This window comes from Halosimplex pelagicum (genome assembly GCF_013415905.1).
GTDB lineage: Archaea > Halobacteriota > Halobacteria > Halobacteriales > Haloarculaceae > Halosimplex > Halosimplex pelagicum.
Genome location: NZ_CP058909.1, coordinates 1,761,696 through 1,776,149 on the forward strand (window position 1 = coordinate 1,761,696; position 14,454 = coordinate 1,776,149).

Annotated in this window: 11 protein-coding genes; 2 read left to right on the forward strand and 9 right to left on the reverse strand. The window is 69.4% G+C overall.

Annotated elements, in window-relative coordinates:
• The 5 genes from HZS54_RS08710 to HZS54_RS08730 form a co-directional block, all read right to left on the reverse strand.
• A complete protein-coding gene (locus tag HZS54_RS08710) occupies window positions 1-504 on the reverse strand; it encodes a DUF7266 family protein (RefSeq protein WP_179921945.1) in 504 nt (167 codons plus the stop codon).
• Window positions 497-1,246, reverse strand: coding sequence for a DUF7289 family protein (locus HZS54_RS08715; RefSeq protein WP_179921947.1), 750 nt, complete (start codon window positions 1,244-1,246; stop codon window positions 497-499). Before HZS54_RS08715 ends, HZS54_RS08710 begins: the two co-directional genes overlap by 8 nt.
• Window positions 1,243-3,165, reverse strand: coding sequence for a type II secretion system F family protein (locus HZS54_RS08720; RefSeq protein WP_179921949.1), 1,923 nt, complete (start codon window positions 3,163-3,165; stop codon window positions 1,243-1,245). The genes HZS54_RS08715 and HZS54_RS08720 overlap by 4 nt, the downstream gene beginning before the upstream one ends.
• A complete protein-coding gene (locus tag HZS54_RS08725; RefSeq protein WP_179921951.1) occupies window positions 3,155-5,536 on the reverse strand; it encodes a type II/IV secretion system ATPase subunit in 2,382 nt (793 codons plus the stop codon). The genes HZS54_RS08720 and HZS54_RS08725 overlap by 11 nt, the downstream gene beginning before the upstream one ends.
• Before the next feature lie 156 nt (window positions 5,537-5,692).
• A complete protein-coding gene (locus HZS54_RS08730; protein ID WP_179921953.1) occupies window positions 5,693-6,640 on the reverse strand; it encodes a DUF7537 family lipoprotein in 948 nt (315 codons plus the stop codon).
• A 279-nt stretch (window positions 6,641-6,919) separates the two neighbouring features.
• Here HZS54_RS08730 and HZS54_RS08735 point away from each other — a divergent pair, with 279 nt between their 5' ends.
• Both HZS54_RS08735 and HZS54_RS08740 read left to right on the forward strand, forming a co-directional pair.
• Window positions 6,920-8,881: a hypothetical protein gene (locus tag HZS54_RS08735; protein ID WP_179921955.1), complete on the forward strand. Its 1,962-nt coding sequence runs from the start codon at window positions 6,920-6,922 to the stop codon at window positions 8,879-8,881.
• A 126-nt stretch (window positions 8,882-9,007) separates the two neighbouring features.
• Window positions 9,008-11,371 carry a histidine kinase N-terminal 7TM domain-containing protein gene (locus HZS54_RS08740; protein ID WP_179921957.1) on the forward strand — a complete coding sequence of 788 codons (2,364 nt, stop codon included), beginning with the start codon at window positions 9,008-9,010 and terminating at the stop codon, window positions 11,369-11,371.
• Window positions 11,372-11,408: 37 nt separating this feature from the next.
• On the opposite strand, the gene HZS54_RS08745 is transcribed toward HZS54_RS08740, so the two are convergent.
• The 4 genes from HZS54_RS08745 to HZS54_RS08760 all read right to left on the reverse strand — a co-directional run bounded on the left by HZS54_RS08745 (window position 11,409) and on the right by HZS54_RS08760 (window position 14,225).
• Complete coding sequence (locus HZS54_RS08745) at window positions 11,409-12,746, reverse strand: RNase J family beta-CASP ribonuclease (RefSeq protein ID WP_179921959.1); 1,338 nt, start codon at window positions 12,744-12,746, stop codon at window positions 11,409-11,411.
• Window positions 12,747-13,095: 349 nt separating this feature from the next.
• Window positions 13,096-13,284: a DUF5786 family protein gene (locus HZS54_RS08750; protein ID WP_179921961.1), complete on the reverse strand. Its 189-nt coding sequence runs from the start codon at window positions 13,282-13,284 to the stop codon at window positions 13,096-13,098.
• Between the two features lie 68 nt (window positions 13,285-13,352).
• Window positions 13,353-14,012, reverse strand: a complete 660-nt coding sequence (locus HZS54_RS08755; protein ID WP_179921963.1) for a DUF7504 family protein — start codon at window positions 14,010-14,012, stop codon at window positions 13,353-13,355.
• Between the two features lie 3 nt (window positions 14,013-14,015).
• Window positions 14,016-14,225, reverse strand: coding sequence for a hypothetical protein (locus tag HZS54_RS08760; protein ID WP_179921965.1), 210 nt, complete (start codon window positions 14,223-14,225; stop codon window positions 14,016-14,018).
• Between the last annotated feature and the right edge of the window lie 229 nt (window positions 14,226-14,454).

Here is a 14,454-nt window from a genome sequence, read left to right on the forward strand (position 1 = left end):
TCACGGCTCGCCCCCGTTGTGGAGCTCGACGACCAGCCCGCCGCCGCCCTTCCGGACCGTGACGACCGTCTCGGCTCCCCCTTCGGTTCGGCCCGCCACGCGGTCGACGCGAGGGGGGAGCGAAAGCCCGACTCGGCCACCGATGGCCGGGTCGGGGTGGTCGAGGACGAGCGTCCGCCCGTCGACTCGGACCGCGTAGCCGCTCCCGGCGATGGTACTCGGGAGGTCGATCGTACGGCGTACCGACACCTCCCGAGCGCTCGGCGGCACGGTTCGCTCGACCTCCTGTGCTACCGTGACGAGGACGCGGTCGGCGACTTCCCCGCCCGCTGCCGTCCGATAGTCCGGGACGACGCCGCCCAGCAGCGCAGTCGTTACCAGTCCGACGAACAGGACCACGATCCCGATCTCGAGGGTCTTGCCGACCGCGGGGGTGACGCCGCGCGCGTCGACACCGACCCCGGGCGACGACCGCGGCGTGTCGGCCCGCGTTCGGTCAGCCATTCGTCACCTCCAGTCGCATCCGGTGTTCGACGAGGTACGCCCGCCGCCGGCCGGGGAACTCGGCCACGACGCTGACGACCCCGTCCCCGTCGCGGTCGGTTCGACTGACCGTCGCGCCCCGGTCGGCGAAGTACCGCTCGAACGCCGCGGGCGCTTCGGTCTCGACGGCGACCTCGTAGCGTCCGGGACCGAGCGACCGCCGATCGTGGGTGACGTTCGTCGCGATCTCGGCGGTCACTCGCCCACCACCGACCGACGACGGGTTCGCCGAGAGGTTCGCTGCGCCGACGACCAGAACCCCGTTCGACTCCGACCCCACGACCGGCGGTGACTCGACGAACCACGCATTCTCCCCTCGGCCGCGGACGACCGCACCCGCGACGGCGGCGACGCGGCGGTCCCCGTTCTCGTAGACCAGCGCACCGATGTCGACGTTCGCGACGGTCCCGGTGGCGTCGGAGACGCGCAGCTGTCGCTCGGCGGTGTAGAGTCGTCCCCCGCCGAACCGAACGGTCGCCGTCCGGTGGCCGGTCGAGTCGACCGGTCGAACTCCGGACTGCAGGTCGGCGGCGACGCGGTCGGCGTTCGCGCGAGCGGTGTGGCTCTCGACGAGCACGCCGACGCTGGCGGTCAGGACGCCGAGCGCGACCACCGTCGCGCCGAGGAGGAGCGCGACACCGACGACGCTGGACTGGCCGCGCTTCCGGCTACGACCGGCGTGCTGTCCGCTCCGGGAGGTCATAGCATCCCCGCCCCCGCGAAGACGGCGTAGGCGATCCCGACGAGGCCGGCCGAGTGCAGCAGCGCCTCGTAGCGTCCGCGGCTCGCCATGCCGGCGAACCACCCACACGACAGCATAGTCGCCTGGGTGACCAGGTAGAACCGCCACCGTTCCCGCGCCGGCTGGACCGCGTCGGGGTCGAGCGCGAACCCGCTCGCGGACCCCTCGATGTTCGAGACCGACGCCAGTTGCGAGAAGCCGTCGAGCACGGACACGTTGACCGCGACCATGATCCCGAGGACGAGCAACCCCGTCGTCCACCCCACGGCGACGTACACCAGGAGTTCGGACCGGAGCTGCTTTCGGCGATGATAGAGTGTGCCGATTTCAGTCTGCAAGGCCTCGAAAACCTGTTCCGTGTCGCTCCCGGATTCGAGCGCGCCGACGACGAGGCCGATGGTCTGCTCGGCCATCGGCGTCCCCACGTCGTCGACGAACTTGTCGAGCGCGGCGGCCCGTACGTCGCCGTCGCCCGACCCGGCGTCGGTCGTCAGCGACAGCGAGAACGCGAGCGACTCCACGTCGGGCTGTAAGGCGCCGTGGTCGACTTCCGCCGCGACCTCGTCGACGGCCGTCGAGAACGGCTGGCCGAGAGCGACGTGCCCGGCGATGGCGTGGACGAAATCGCGGATCTCGCGGTCCTTCGCGTCGTCGATCCGCGCCCGTCGCACCGCGACGAACCCGACGGGGAGGCCGAACCCGACGTAGCTCAACAGCAGGACGTTGGCGGGCGCGTACCCCAGCGTCCAGAGAGCGACGGCGGCGGCCGCCGCGAACGGTCCGCAGACGACCGCGGCGCTGGCCGGGTTCGTCGGCGCCGACCGGATCAGGTCCGAGAGCTCACGAGGCACTTCGTAGTCGGGCATCGCGTGCTGGGCCGGCCGGAGGCTGGCGACGACGGCCGCCGCCGCGAGTCCGACCCCGAGGACGAACGCGATACTGCTGTAGATCAGCACCTCACGGATCGTCACGGTGCCAAGCGGCGTGGTGACCGTCGCCGAGAGGCCCGGGGCGAGGACGCTCATCACCGTGACGATCAGCACCGCGAGCGCGGGAAACACCAGCATGACGACGAACAGCTCGGCGAGCAACTCCAGGTAGCCCGCGACGCGGTCGTGTGTCCGCGACTGCTGGTGTGAGAGCAGCCGGCTCTCCATCCGCAGGTACTCGGCGAGCGCGTCCGTTCCCTGGTTCGCGTGTTCGCGGTACTTCAGGAGGAACGGTGCGAGCAGGTCCCGAGAGGGCGTGTCGCGAGCGACCAGTTCGAGACCGGCGTCGAGACTGCCGGTGAGCGCGGCCTCGTTGAGCGCGCGGCGGAATGCCGTCGCGGTTTCGCCGTAGGCGTGCTGGTCGGCGACGCGCCGCAGCATCGCCCGCTGGTCGCTGCTCCCGGAGGCGAGCACGCGGAGATACCGGACCGCACCGGGGAGCGTGGCCTCGATATCGGCCCGCCGTGCGTCGGCCTGCCAGCGGAGGTACAGACCGCCCGAGTGGAGGACTCCCCAGCGGGCGACTGCCCCTGCCACTACACCCGCGACCAGCGCCAGTACGACCGGCGGAACGACCGGGAGCGCCACCCGGTCGAGGACCGGAACCGCGCCGTGAGCGAACTCAACGACAGCGGCCAGCGCCGACCGCGGGAGCAGTCCGACGACGAGCGCGACGAGCCCGAACGTGACCGTCGAAGCTCCCCACGAGATGCCGTATACTCGTGAGATGTAGATGTCGAAACTGGTTCCGAGGTCCGCGGCGCGGTATCTGTGGCGGTCGCGTTCGTGCCGCGCGCTGTCGGCGCGCCGGGAGAACAGCGCGTACAGCGCGCGGTCGACGAACGCGACCGTCCCGTCGGCGCCCGTCACCGTCGAGTCTTCAGTCGCCATCGGCCCCCTCCGCCGGCGTATCCTCGTCGCCGTCGGTGTGTCGGTTCCCGCGGCCGTGGTCGCCCTCCGTGTCGGGGTCGTCGAGCGTGATCGTCTCCTGGCTCGTCGCGGGGGTCGGCCGACCCGTCTGCTCGTCCGTCGCGGTTACGGTCCCCGACCGTCCGGCGGTGTGCTGTCTGATGCGTTCGACGGTCGCGGCCTCGTCGGTCTGCAGGTCGGCGAGGAACGCGAACAGGTCGTCGCCGTCGGAGACACCCTCGCGCCGTAGATACTCGACGTAGCGGTGCTTGCGGTGGAAGGCGTCCTCGACGGCGTCGACCGGTCGGTCGGTGAGCCGGGCGATCCGCTCGAACAGCTCCGTCTGGACACTGCGTTCGTCGTCGCCCAGATCCGGGTGTTCGTAGGCGAGGTCGTACTCGCCGTCGTGTGTCCGGCGAGCGACGGTGTTCCAGTAGACCGTCGTCTCCCCCTTCCGGACGACGCCGCAGGCGTCGTCGTCGCGCTCGCCGTCGTACTCCCTGAACGTTTCCTCGCCGACGAACTCGACCACCTCGCCGACGTAGCGTTCGCCGTCGACCTCTCGGGGGAAGACGAGCAGGTCGATCTCCGAGAGCAGGTACGTCGGCAGGTCCTGCTCGACGACCCGGTTGACGAGCGTCTCCACGTCGCCGGCGTGGGTGGTCCCGATGACCCCGTGACCGGTGTTGAGCACTTCGGCGAACGTCTCGAAGCTCTCGGGTGTGTTGATCTCCGCGATGAGTTCCACGTCCGGGTTCAGGTAGTTCGTCTCGGTCATCAGGTCGGCCATCGTCACCCGCTTGTACTCGTCCTGATGCTCGCGCGTGGTGAGCGAGACCCCGGTCTCGTGGGGAAGCCACACCTCTCGCGAGCCCTCGTCGATGCTGACCGGTCGGTCGCGGAAACTGACGAACGGCATGTGGGCGTTCATCAGCGTCGTCTTCCCGACGCCGGTCGGTCCGCAGAAGAGTACGACGCCGTGGTGTTCGTACAGCTGCCAGAGCATCGCGACCAGTTCGGTCGGGAGGCTGTCCCGTTCGAGCAGGTCGACGGGCGTCATCACGTCCGGCGCCTGCTTGCGGATGGAGATGTGCGGGCCGTCCTCGCTGACGGTCGGCAGCGCCACCGCACAGCGGATCGTCTCTGAGACGCCGGGCGGGCTGAGGTTGACCTTCGCGCTGGGGTTGGCGGCGTTGAGTTCGGTGCCGTCCTCCGCGGCGAGTTGCTTGACGACGTTGACGAACTCGTGTTCGTCCTCGAAGGCGAGGTTCGTCGGGATCCGTTCGGTGTGGCCCACATCGTCGCGGGGGACGACCTTGACGCGCTCGCCGACGCGGTTGGCCTCCACGTCTTCGAGGTGGTCGTCGCGGATCGGGACGGTAAGCTTGCCGTAACCGACGTAATCGCGGAGGACGTAGTAGACGAGATCGTCCAGCCGGTCGGTGGCGTAGCGGTCGTCGACCGGCGGGATGGCCAGGTCCCACTCCGCGAGGGCGCTCCGAACCCGGTAGCGGGCGGCGTCGAGCCAGGCCCGCGTGTTCCGTGCGGTGAGCCGCCGCGAGAGCAACTCGCGGGCGCGCTCGCGGACGAACGCCGCCTCGTCGTCGACGACGCCGTCCACGTCGGTCTCCCAGATGCGCTCCTTGCACTCGGCGACCAGATCGGCGTCGCCGGGCAGCAGATCCGGCTCGCGGACCGCGTACTTCGTCATCCACGAGTCCGTCCCGAGGAGGTTCTCGCGGTAGACGACGACTGGGATCTCGAAGCCGTGAAAGTCGACGGTGTGGCGGTCGAGCCGCTCGCTGGCGAAGCGGTCGAGGTAGTCCGGATCCGCCGGGAGCTCGGTCTCGGCGGGCGCGAAGTCGTCGGTGTGGACGACGACGCCGTCGCCGGCCACGTCGGCCACGTCGATCCGGTCGTCGAGCGCGTACGGCGTCAGTCGCCCGAGACACCCCAGCTCGGCCAGCGCGTGGTACTCGATCCGCCGACGAGCACCGGGCGCGACATCGATCAGACGGTCGAGAACCCGCCGGTGTTTCGGGTCGAACCCGTCGGCCATCCGTTCGACCGCGCCTTCACGCGTGCGCGGCCGTTCGAGACTCGCGTCGCCGAAGTACTCCAGCACCCGGTCGAGTCGCTCGCGGTCCGCGTCGGTGAGCCCCGGCTCGCGGACTTCGTAGTCGAAGTCCGTCGCGGTCTCGCGGATCGTGACGACGACGCCCGGCGCGACTTCGGTCTGCGAGCGCACGTCCGGCGTATACCACGCCTCGGGATCGTCGGGGGGCAGCGGCGGCGCGACCGCTCCACCGCCGCCGTCCCCCCGGTCGGCGAGTTCGAGTCGCTCGTTCGACATCTATCACCGCTTGGCCGCCCGATGTGTCTTAAACTCTTGCACACGAGCGACGTATCTCGGACGGTCGGGAGACGTGGGCAGCGGCTCACCGGAGCGATCCCGCCGGACGAACCGGGCCGCTCCCCGGCTCGGACCGGTCGCAGCGACGCGATGCGATCAGCCGCCGGTCTGACTCATCCAGTCGGGGCGTTCGACGGTCGTGGTGCCGATGTCCGTGTACCGGATACGGAGGAACTGCGTGGTCGTGTCGTCGTCGCTCTCGACCTCGTACTCGTAGTCGATCACCCGGACGACGCCGGCGTCGGCGTCGACGAGCACGTCCATCCGTAGGTCCGATACCGACCCGCCGAAGTACGACCGGTTGACGACGGCGTCGGCGTCCGCAGCGGTGTACCGCTGGAGGGTCTCGCCGTCAACCGTTTCGGTGCCCGCGCGGGTGAGCCGGACGGCGTGGAGGAGCCCCTCCGAAACCGGGTTGTCGCGGTCGGCCGTGTTCGTTGACTGTGAGATCCGGCTCTGTCCCTGGAACGTCGTCCGGGAGTAGGTGGTGTCCGAGGACGGCGGGTGGTACAGCTCGATCGGGATCGACTCGCCCGACCCGGAGATCGTCCCGTTCGCGTATCTCGCACCGGTCGACAGGTCCATCTTCATCGTCCAGTTGACGACAGGGGGCTGTCCCTCACTCTCGCCCGACATCTGTCCCGAGGTGGTGACCGAGATCCCGCGCATCTCGGCGGTGAACGACCCCGCCGACTGGAGGCGCTGGGACCAGCCGGACACGAACGAATCCGAGAGGGTCTCGCCCGGCCCCTGTGAACCCTCGGTCGCCGTCACGTCACTGTCGGTCGCCGTCGGGTCGCTGTCGGTCGGCGTGCCGTCGCTGTCGGCCGGGGTCTCGGTACCTGATTCGCCGTCGGCCGTCGTCCCGGTGGCAGGTTCGCCGGGGGTCGGGGTATCGGCGTCCGCCGCGGGGCCGGACGGCTCCGGAGACGCGGTGGCTCCGTCGGTTCCGCCGCCCCCACCGCAGCCGGCGAGGGCGACGAGCAGTACTACGCTCGCGACACCGAGTGCGCGTCCGTCGATCGCAGATGGTCTGAACAGCATCGGTTTCCCGAGTTCGGATCGACGATCGGCGGCCGTATATCGGGAGTCTAGAGAGCTAGGCCGACCGCGGTGAGTGCGGGACGGGCCGGGAACTCCGGTCGCGGGAGACGACCACGGTACGGACGCGCACGTCGGGCGTCCCGTCGCAGGTCACGGCGGGATGGCGGTCGGGGCCGGTCGTGGTCGTCGGTCGTTCGAACGCCGGCGTTCGCGGTCGTCGGCCGCCGTCTAGAGAGCTAGCCTCGCAACTCAACGGCAGCGGCGGGGAACGTGGGAGCGATGACACAGGACAACGACGGGACGGGATACGGTGACGACGCGACGGGATCGACGAGCGGAACGCGCCGGCAGTACCTCGCGACGGTCGGGGCGGGGACCGCGGCCCTCCTCGCCGGCTGTCGTGGCGGTGGTGGCACTGGGCCCGCTACGGCCGGTGGCGACGACCCCACCGCGACTGACGCCGCCGCGACGGCGACCGACGCTACCGGAACGGCCAGTGCGACGGCACTGCCGGCGGTCCCGTCGGGCCCGTGCCAGCAGCCGCCCACCGGAAGTACCACCGCCTACGAGGGGCCGCCCCAGATCACCGAGGACACGACGATCGGGACCGACGCGGACGTGGTCGAGATCGACACTCTGCTCGGCGTCAGGGCCGGCGCCACGCTCACCGTCGAGTCGGGGACCACGCTCTCGTTCGCGCAGGGGGGGTCGCTGACGGTCGGGGGGACGCTCTCGGCCTCGGGGACCTGTTCGGCGCCGATCTTCTTCACCGGGCGCTCGGACGCGAGAGGGGTCTGGGGCGGGATCACGTTCACCGGCGAGGGGAGCGGGACGCTCGATCACGTCCTCGTCGAGAACGCCGGCTCCGAGGACGGTGCCGGCGTCGAGATACGGAGCACCGGGCCCGTCGCCGTCACGAACTCCGAGATCCGGGGGAGCCGGAACTTCGGGGTGTCGGTCGAGCAGGACGCCCGCCTCGAGACGTTCGGCGGCAACGGGATCACGGGCAACGCCGAGCCGATCGAGGTCACGGCGAGCAACGTCGACGCGATCGCCGGCGACAACGCGCTGACCGGCAACGACACCGACCGGGTGTTCGTGTGGGCCTCGATCGACTACGTGATCCCGGAGGGTGAACAACACACCTGGGCGGATCCGGGCGTTCCGCTGTACCTGAAGCAGAACCGACACACCTTCGGAGTCGAGGGCGACCTGACGCTCGAACCGGGGATCGAACTGCGGGTGGCCCAGGGCAACGGCATCTTCGTCACCGGGTCGCTGAACGCGGCGATCCCCGAGGGCGACCTCCCCGCCGAGGGGGCCGTCGAGAGCCCGCCCGCGAACGCGGTCACGATCCGCGGCGCCCAGGCCACCCCGGGCTACTGGGAGGGCCTGATGTACTCCGAGACGAAGGACGCGAACAACGTCCTCCGGGGAGTCGTCGTGCGCCACGCCGGGGGCGAACCCGGCGGCCGCGGGATCTACCAGGAACCGGCGGGCGTGAGCGTGCTGACCGGCTCCCGGCTCACCGTCGACGGGGCGCTCATCGAGGACAACGACGGCTACGGCCTGTTCGTCAACAAGGAAAACGAGCTCCAGGGGGTCGAACGAACGCGCATCCGGAACAACGTCGACCCGGCACAGGTGTTTTTCACGACCGTTCCCGCGCTGGGGACCACCTCGAGCTACACCGGTAACGACACTGACCGGATCGAGGTGATCAACCCGACCAACGCGATCGAAACGTCGCTGACGGTCCCCGCGATCGACGCCCCCTACCGGTTCTCGCTGAGCGAGGTGGGATCACTGGTCCAGATCGCGGCCGATGTCGCGGTCGCCGACGGCACCGAGATCCACTTCGGACAGGGCGCCGGCATCGACGTGATCGACGGCGGGTCGCTCGCGATCGAGGGCAGCGAAACGGGCGACGGCGGCCGGTCGACGGTGTTGCGCGGTGAGGAGGCGACCCCGGGCTTCTGGAAGGGGATCCGCTACTTCGACACGCGGAGCCAGGACAACGTCGTCGACGGCGCGGAGATCCGTCACACCGGCGCCTCGGACTGGGCGAACATCGAATCGCCGTCGAAGGCGGCCGTGGCGGCCGCGGTCGCGGCGGAAGCGACGGTCCGCAACTGCCTGATCGCCGAGTTCGACGGCGTCGCGTTCAAAGCCTCGGGGAACCGCCCGTCCGCGGGCGACCAGACGTCGACGATCACGACCTCGAACAACGTCGTCCGGTAACAGACCGTCCGGGTGCGCGCGGAGACCGCTCTCCGGACGGATCCAGACGACCCTCTCCGGACGGATCCAGACAACCAGCCGGAAATTTTTTGGCTATGACTGGTCGATAAACGGGCACGTAGATTGATGGGTTCCAGCGTCGGGTTGGGGGCTGGGCGAACCGTCGGTCAGTGGGGCAGCGACCTCGTGATAGGGCCGGCGCCGCTCCACCTCACGCTGCTCGCGGTCTCGGCCGTCCTGACGACGGCGCTCGGTCTCTACGCGTTCCGCAACCGCGCGGAACCGGGTGCGACGGCGTTCGTCGTCCTCATGGCGGTGCTGGCCAACTGGTCGGTCAGCTACGGGATCGGGCTGTTGACCACCGGCGAGTCGTGGCGCGTGTTCTGGATGCGGATGGTGTGGATCTCCACCGGGACGATCGAGGTGTGGCTGTTGCTGTTCGCGCTGGCGTACACCGGCCACGACGAGTTCGTCACCCGCCGGACGGTCGCCGGCCTGCTCGTCTTCCCCGCCGTCGTGATCGCCGCCACCTGGACCAACCACTGGCACCACCTCTTCTGGACCGACCACAACTTCGTCGTCCGGAACGGCATGGTGATCGAGCACCCCGGCTGGGGCCCGCTGTTCTGGGCGGAGGTCGTCCACACGTACCTCCTCGTCGCCGTCGCGGCCGCCCTGTTGCTCCGGCTCATCTACCAGTCGGACTACCTCTACACCGACCAGTCCGCGCTCCTGCTCGTGGGTATCGCCGTCCCGTTCGTCACGAGCGTCGTCGACGTGTTCGCGCTGACCAACGCCCCCGCCATCGACCCGACGCCGTACGCCTTCACGATCACCGGCTTCGCGTTCGCCTACGCGCTCTTTCGGCGCCAGCTGTTCGACCTCGTCCCCGCGACCCGCCAGCTGGGCCGCGACGCCGCTATCAGACAGCTCGACGCCGGCGTCGTCATCGTCGACAACGCCAACCGGATCGTCTACTGCAACGAGGCCGCCGAGGAGGTGCTCGACTGCGACGCCGCCGACGCCGTCGGCCGGGACGTGGAACTGCTCGTCGACGAGTCGCGGCTGGACTTCGACACCGAGGACGCGCTGGCGGAGGTCGAACGCTACGGCAACGTCTACGAGATCCGCACCTCGCCGATCACCGACCGCAACGGCCGCCGCATCGGCAACACGCTCGTCGTCCACGACGTGACCGCCCGCAAGCGTCGGGTGCGCCAGCTCGCCGACCACCGCGACGAGCTGTCGACGCTGAACGACCTCAACGCGGTGATCCGCGGCGTCAACCAGGCGCTGGTCTCGGCGGTCGGCCGCGAGGAGATCGAGCGGACCGTCTGCGAGCGAGTCGCCGACGCCGACCTCTACGAGCGGGTCGTGGTCGCGGACCTCGCGACCTGGCGGGGCGAGGCCGACCGGTGGACCGTCGCCGGTGACGAGGAGACCAGCCCGAGCCCGCCGGCTATCGACGACACGGGCTTTCGGCGCACCGACGGCGGCCAGCGAGGCAATGGGGCGGCCCAGGCGACCGACGGCGAGGCGACCCAGACGACCGACGGCGAGACGGCCCAGGCGACCGACGGTGAGGCGATCCGGCCGCTCGTCCCCGGCGTCGACGACGGGGAGGGGACGTGGACCGTCGTCCCGCTGGTCTACGGGCGGACCGTCTACGGCGCGCTGGGGCTGTACACCGAGCGGTCGACGGTGAGCGACCGCGAGCGGTCGATCCTCGGCGAACTCGGCGAGACGATCGGCCACGCCATCAACGCCGTCGAGACCCAGCAGCTCCTCTCGGCGGAGTCGCTGGTCGAGATCGAGTTGGCGTGTCGCGACGGGAGCGACCCGCTCGTGGCGGTCACGACGACCGTTCCGTGTCGGGTCGAACTGGAGGGGGTGATCCCCTCCAGTGAGGAGGGGCCAGTGGCGTACCTCCGCGTCAGCGACAGCGAGGTCGGGGTCGTCAGCGACGCGTTCGCGGACGTGACGGACGATAGCGTGCGGATCGTTAGCGAAACGGCCGACGGCGACTCCGGCGGCCTCCTCGAGTGGCAGCTGACTGGCGACGCGCCGCTGGGGGCGCTGGTCGACCACGGCGCACACGTCCACAGCGTCGGGTTCGTCGACGACGCGGTCCACTACGAGTTCGATATCGCGTCCGGCACGGACGCCAGGGTCCTCGTCGACCACCTCCGGAACCGCTTCGAGGACATCCAGGTCCTCAGTAAACGGGAGAAGTCGGCCTCGGTCGAAGTGAACGAGGTCCTGCCCCAGGAGCCGTTCGAGGACATCACGGACCGCCAGGAGGAGGTCCTGCGGGCGGCCTACCAGTCGGGCTACTTCGAGTGGCCGCGGGACTCGAACGCCGAAGAGGTGGCCGACGCGCTCGGGATCTCGTCGCCGACGCTCCACTCCCATCTCCGGAAAGCGGAACAGTCGGTGCTGAGTGACCTGTTCGAGCGATCCGGACGGGACGCGGACGAGTCCGAGTCGTAGGCGCCCGACCGGAAGCGGTCGGGGGAAGCGTTCCGATCTAGACCAGCTGGATCGTGTTCCCGTTCGAGGTGACGTGCAGGTCCTCGTCCAGCTCGTACCCCTGGCTCGTCGCCAGATCGACGTAGCCGGAGTACCCCGCCATGTCCTGGTGGGCGGGGATGAGGTGCTCGGGCTGGAGCGCGTCGAGCATCTCGTAGTGGCCCTCCCGCGAGAGGTGGCCCGAGACGTGGACGTCGTCGTAGATGCGGGCGCCCTGCATCCCGAGCAGCTGCTCGGACTGGTAGCGCTGGCCCTCGTTGGTGGGCTCGGGGATGATCCCCGCCGAGAAGATGACCTTGTCGCCCCTGTCCAGTTCGTAGGGGGTCTCGCCGCGGCCCATGCGGGTGAGCATGGCGCGGGGCTCGCCCTGGTGGCCGGTCACGACGGGGAGGAAGTTCTCCTTGCCCTCGTTCATGATCCGCTCGAACGTGCGGTCGACGGACTGGCGGTGGCCGTACATCCCCAGGTCGTCGGGGAACTCCACGGCGCCGATGCGCTCGGCCGTGCCGGAGTACTTCTCCATCGAGCGGCCCAGCAGGACGGGCTGGCGGCCGATCTCCTCGGCGAACTCGACGAGGCTCACGACGCGGGCGATGTGGCTGGCGAACGTCGTCGCGACGATGCCGCCCTCGTAGTCCTCCAGGCTCAGCATGAGGTCGCGCAGTTCGCTGCGGGCGACGGCCTCGCTGGGCGTGCGGCCCTTCTTGTTGGCGTTGGTGCAGTCCTCGATGTAACAGAGGACGCCCTCGCGGCCGATCTCGCGGAACCGATCCATGTCGATCGGGTCGCCGATCACGGGGGTGTGGTCCATGCGCTTGTCGAGCCCGTAGACGACGGCGCCCTCGGGGGTGTGCAGGACCGGGTTGATCGCGTCGATGGTGGAGTGGGTGACGTTGACGAACTCCATCTCGACCTCGTCGCCGATGGACATCGTCTCGCCGGCCTCCATCTCGACGAGGTCGTTCTGCACGTGGAACTTGCCCTCGTCGTCGATCTCCTCGCGGACGAGTTCGAGCGTGAACGGCGTCGCGACGATGGGCGCGTCGTAGCGGTGTGCGAGCTTGGCGATCGCGCCGATGTGGTCGAGGTGGCCGTGGGTCGGGACGATGGCCCGGACGGTGCCGTCGATGTCGGACATGACGCGGTCGTCGGGGATGGCGTCCATGTCGATTAGGTCCAGGCTGTGCATCCGCTCGGTCTGGACGTCGTCGTGGATCAGTACCTTCGAGAGATTGAGGCCCATGTCGAAGACGACGATGTCGTCTCCGGCACGGACGGCCGTCATCTGACGGCCGACTTCCTCGTAGCCGCCGATAGTTGCGATTTCGATTTCCATAGTGGGGTCCGATCGGAGCGATCCCAGAACCCATCTCAGAGTCCGCCCGCGAAGGAGAGCAGGCCGTCCGGACGCCGTCGACAGCGACACAGAATGATCGCGACGGGACCGGTCCGGCCTTCCCGGGGACAACGCGTCTCGGTTACGTCAGCATCCGCGACCACGGCGTAAATAGTTCCCGGAACGAGAAGCGCAGTCGAGCGTCGACGGGCGCTGCAGTCGGGATCCGAGCGCGGCGAACGCTACGGCCCGGTCGCGTCTTCGCGTCCGATACCGTTCGAGAGGCCCGCGGACGGAGCCGCGGTGACGTGGAACCTCGAAACGCTGCGGACGCAACGCGGGCGTCCCGTTACGCTTCCTCGGAGGTGTCTTTGATGTCTTCCAGTCGGTCGACCAGGTCGTCGGTCGAGGCGTCGGTTTCGAACGTGACCTCCCCTTCGTGGTCGTTTTCGTGGACCGTCACGCCCTCGCTGTCGTCCTCGTCGGCGTCCACGTTCTGGTTCTGCTGCTCGGATTCGTCGTAGCTCCCAAAACCCATATCGATCGGATCCGCGTCCACGAACTAAAACCGACCGGTACTACGCGGGGCGAGACCGTCGATAGCTGTCAGACAGTCGATCTGGTCGCCGGACGGTACATCAGTTCCAGCGCGTCGTCGGATCCCCTCGTGACCCAGAGGACGCCGTCAACCTGTTCGGCGAGCGCCCGCATCGTCGCGTCGTCGTGCGCGGTCTCGTCGACCCCGAGGAGGGTGAGTCCGGTTTCGGTCCGGATCCCCGAGACCTGCTGTAGTACCGTACAGACCTGATCGGTCGCGACCGCTTCGAGTATCGGCGTGAGCGACCGCACGACGAGATGGCGGTCGCCGTCCGCCGGCCGCCCCTCCCCGGACAGTTCGGTCAGCGCCACCACCAGCCGTTCCAGGTCGCTGGACGAGGGCGTGAACACCGTCGGAACGTCCCCGTAGCGCGACGCGACCGACTGCTGTTTCGACACCGTGTCGACGACGCCGAGCGACGGCCGGGCTCCCTCCTCGAAGACCGCCCGAGCGCGCTCGACGGTCGTCTCGGCGCTCTCGGTCGTCGTGACGACCAGCGCCGTATCGTCGCCGTCGGCGAACGCCGAGAGGACCTGAAGGGACGGCACAGACGGCGCGGGATCGCCTACGGTGGCCACGAGGACCGTCGAGCCGGGAGCGACCCCCTCCGGGACCGCGTCGACTTCGGGCGCCGCGGGGTCGCGCTCCGGGTCTGAGCGGTCGGTCACCGGTTAGCCCTCTCCCCGCGGGCGAGTCCCGCTCGATCGGCCCGCCAGTTGCGCGACGGTCTGTCGCGGGTAGTACCGGGCGCCACACGACGGGCACTCGGCGACGCGGACGCTCCCGCGCCACCCGGTCTCGACGGGGAGATCCGCCGTGAACACGACGCGTTCGGCGAGTTCTGTGCCACACTCGGAACAGGGGATATCTATCTCTCTCATGGTGGATGCGTACTCGGTCCCGTCGCGGAGACCCAGCGTCACCACCACAGGTCGACATCCGGCACGGCGCATCTCAGAGCAGTGCCATCGAAGGACGCCTCCCGTGGGGCGGCGAACCGATGGGCGAACGGAGAAAGACGGGACGAGGCCGTCAGTACGAGAGCGATACACCGGGTCGGAACAAATACGTTTCGCTCGACAGGCCGGGAGAGGGGCCGCTCCGATGACC

Bases quoted from the DNA above. Each gene is read 5' to 3' on its own strand.
- HZS54_RS08710 (WP_179921945.1), bottom strand. From the start codon at position 504: ATGGCTGACCGAACGCGGGCCGACACGCCGCGGTCGTCGCCCGGGGTC.
- HZS54_RS08715 (WP_179921947.1), bottom strand. From the start codon at position 1,246: ATGACCTCCCGGAGCGGACAGCACGCCGGTCGTAGCCGGAAGCGCGGC.
- HZS54_RS08720 (WP_179921949.1), bottom strand. From the start codon at position 3,165: ATGGCGACTGAAGACTCGACGGTGACGGGCGCCGACGGGACGGTCGCG.
- HZS54_RS08725 (WP_179921951.1), bottom strand. From the start codon at position 5,536: ATGTCGAACGAGCGACTCGAACTCGCCGACCGGGGGGACGGCGGCGGT.
- HZS54_RS08730 (WP_179921953.1), bottom strand. From the start codon at position 6,640: ATGCTGTTCAGACCATCTGCGATCGACGGACGCGCACTCGGTGTCGCG.
- HZS54_RS08735 (WP_179921955.1), top strand. From the start codon at position 6,920: ATGACACAGGACAACGACGGGACGGGATACGGTGACGACGCGACGGGA.
- HZS54_RS08740 (WP_179921957.1), top strand. From the start codon at position 9,008: ATGGGTTCCAGCGTCGGGTTGGGGGCTGGGCGAACCGTCGGTCAGTGG.
- HZS54_RS08745 (WP_179921959.1), bottom strand. From the start codon at position 12,746: ATGGAAATCGAAATCGCAACTATCGGCGGCTACGAGGAAGTCGGCCGT.
- HZS54_RS08750 (WP_179921961.1), bottom strand. From the start codon at position 13,284: ATGGGTTTTGGGAGCTACGACGAATCCGAGCAGCAGAACCAGAACGTG.
- HZS54_RS08760 (WP_179921965.1), bottom strand. From the start codon at position 14,225: ATGAGAGAGATAGATATCCCCTGTTCCGAGTGTGGCACAGAACTCGCC.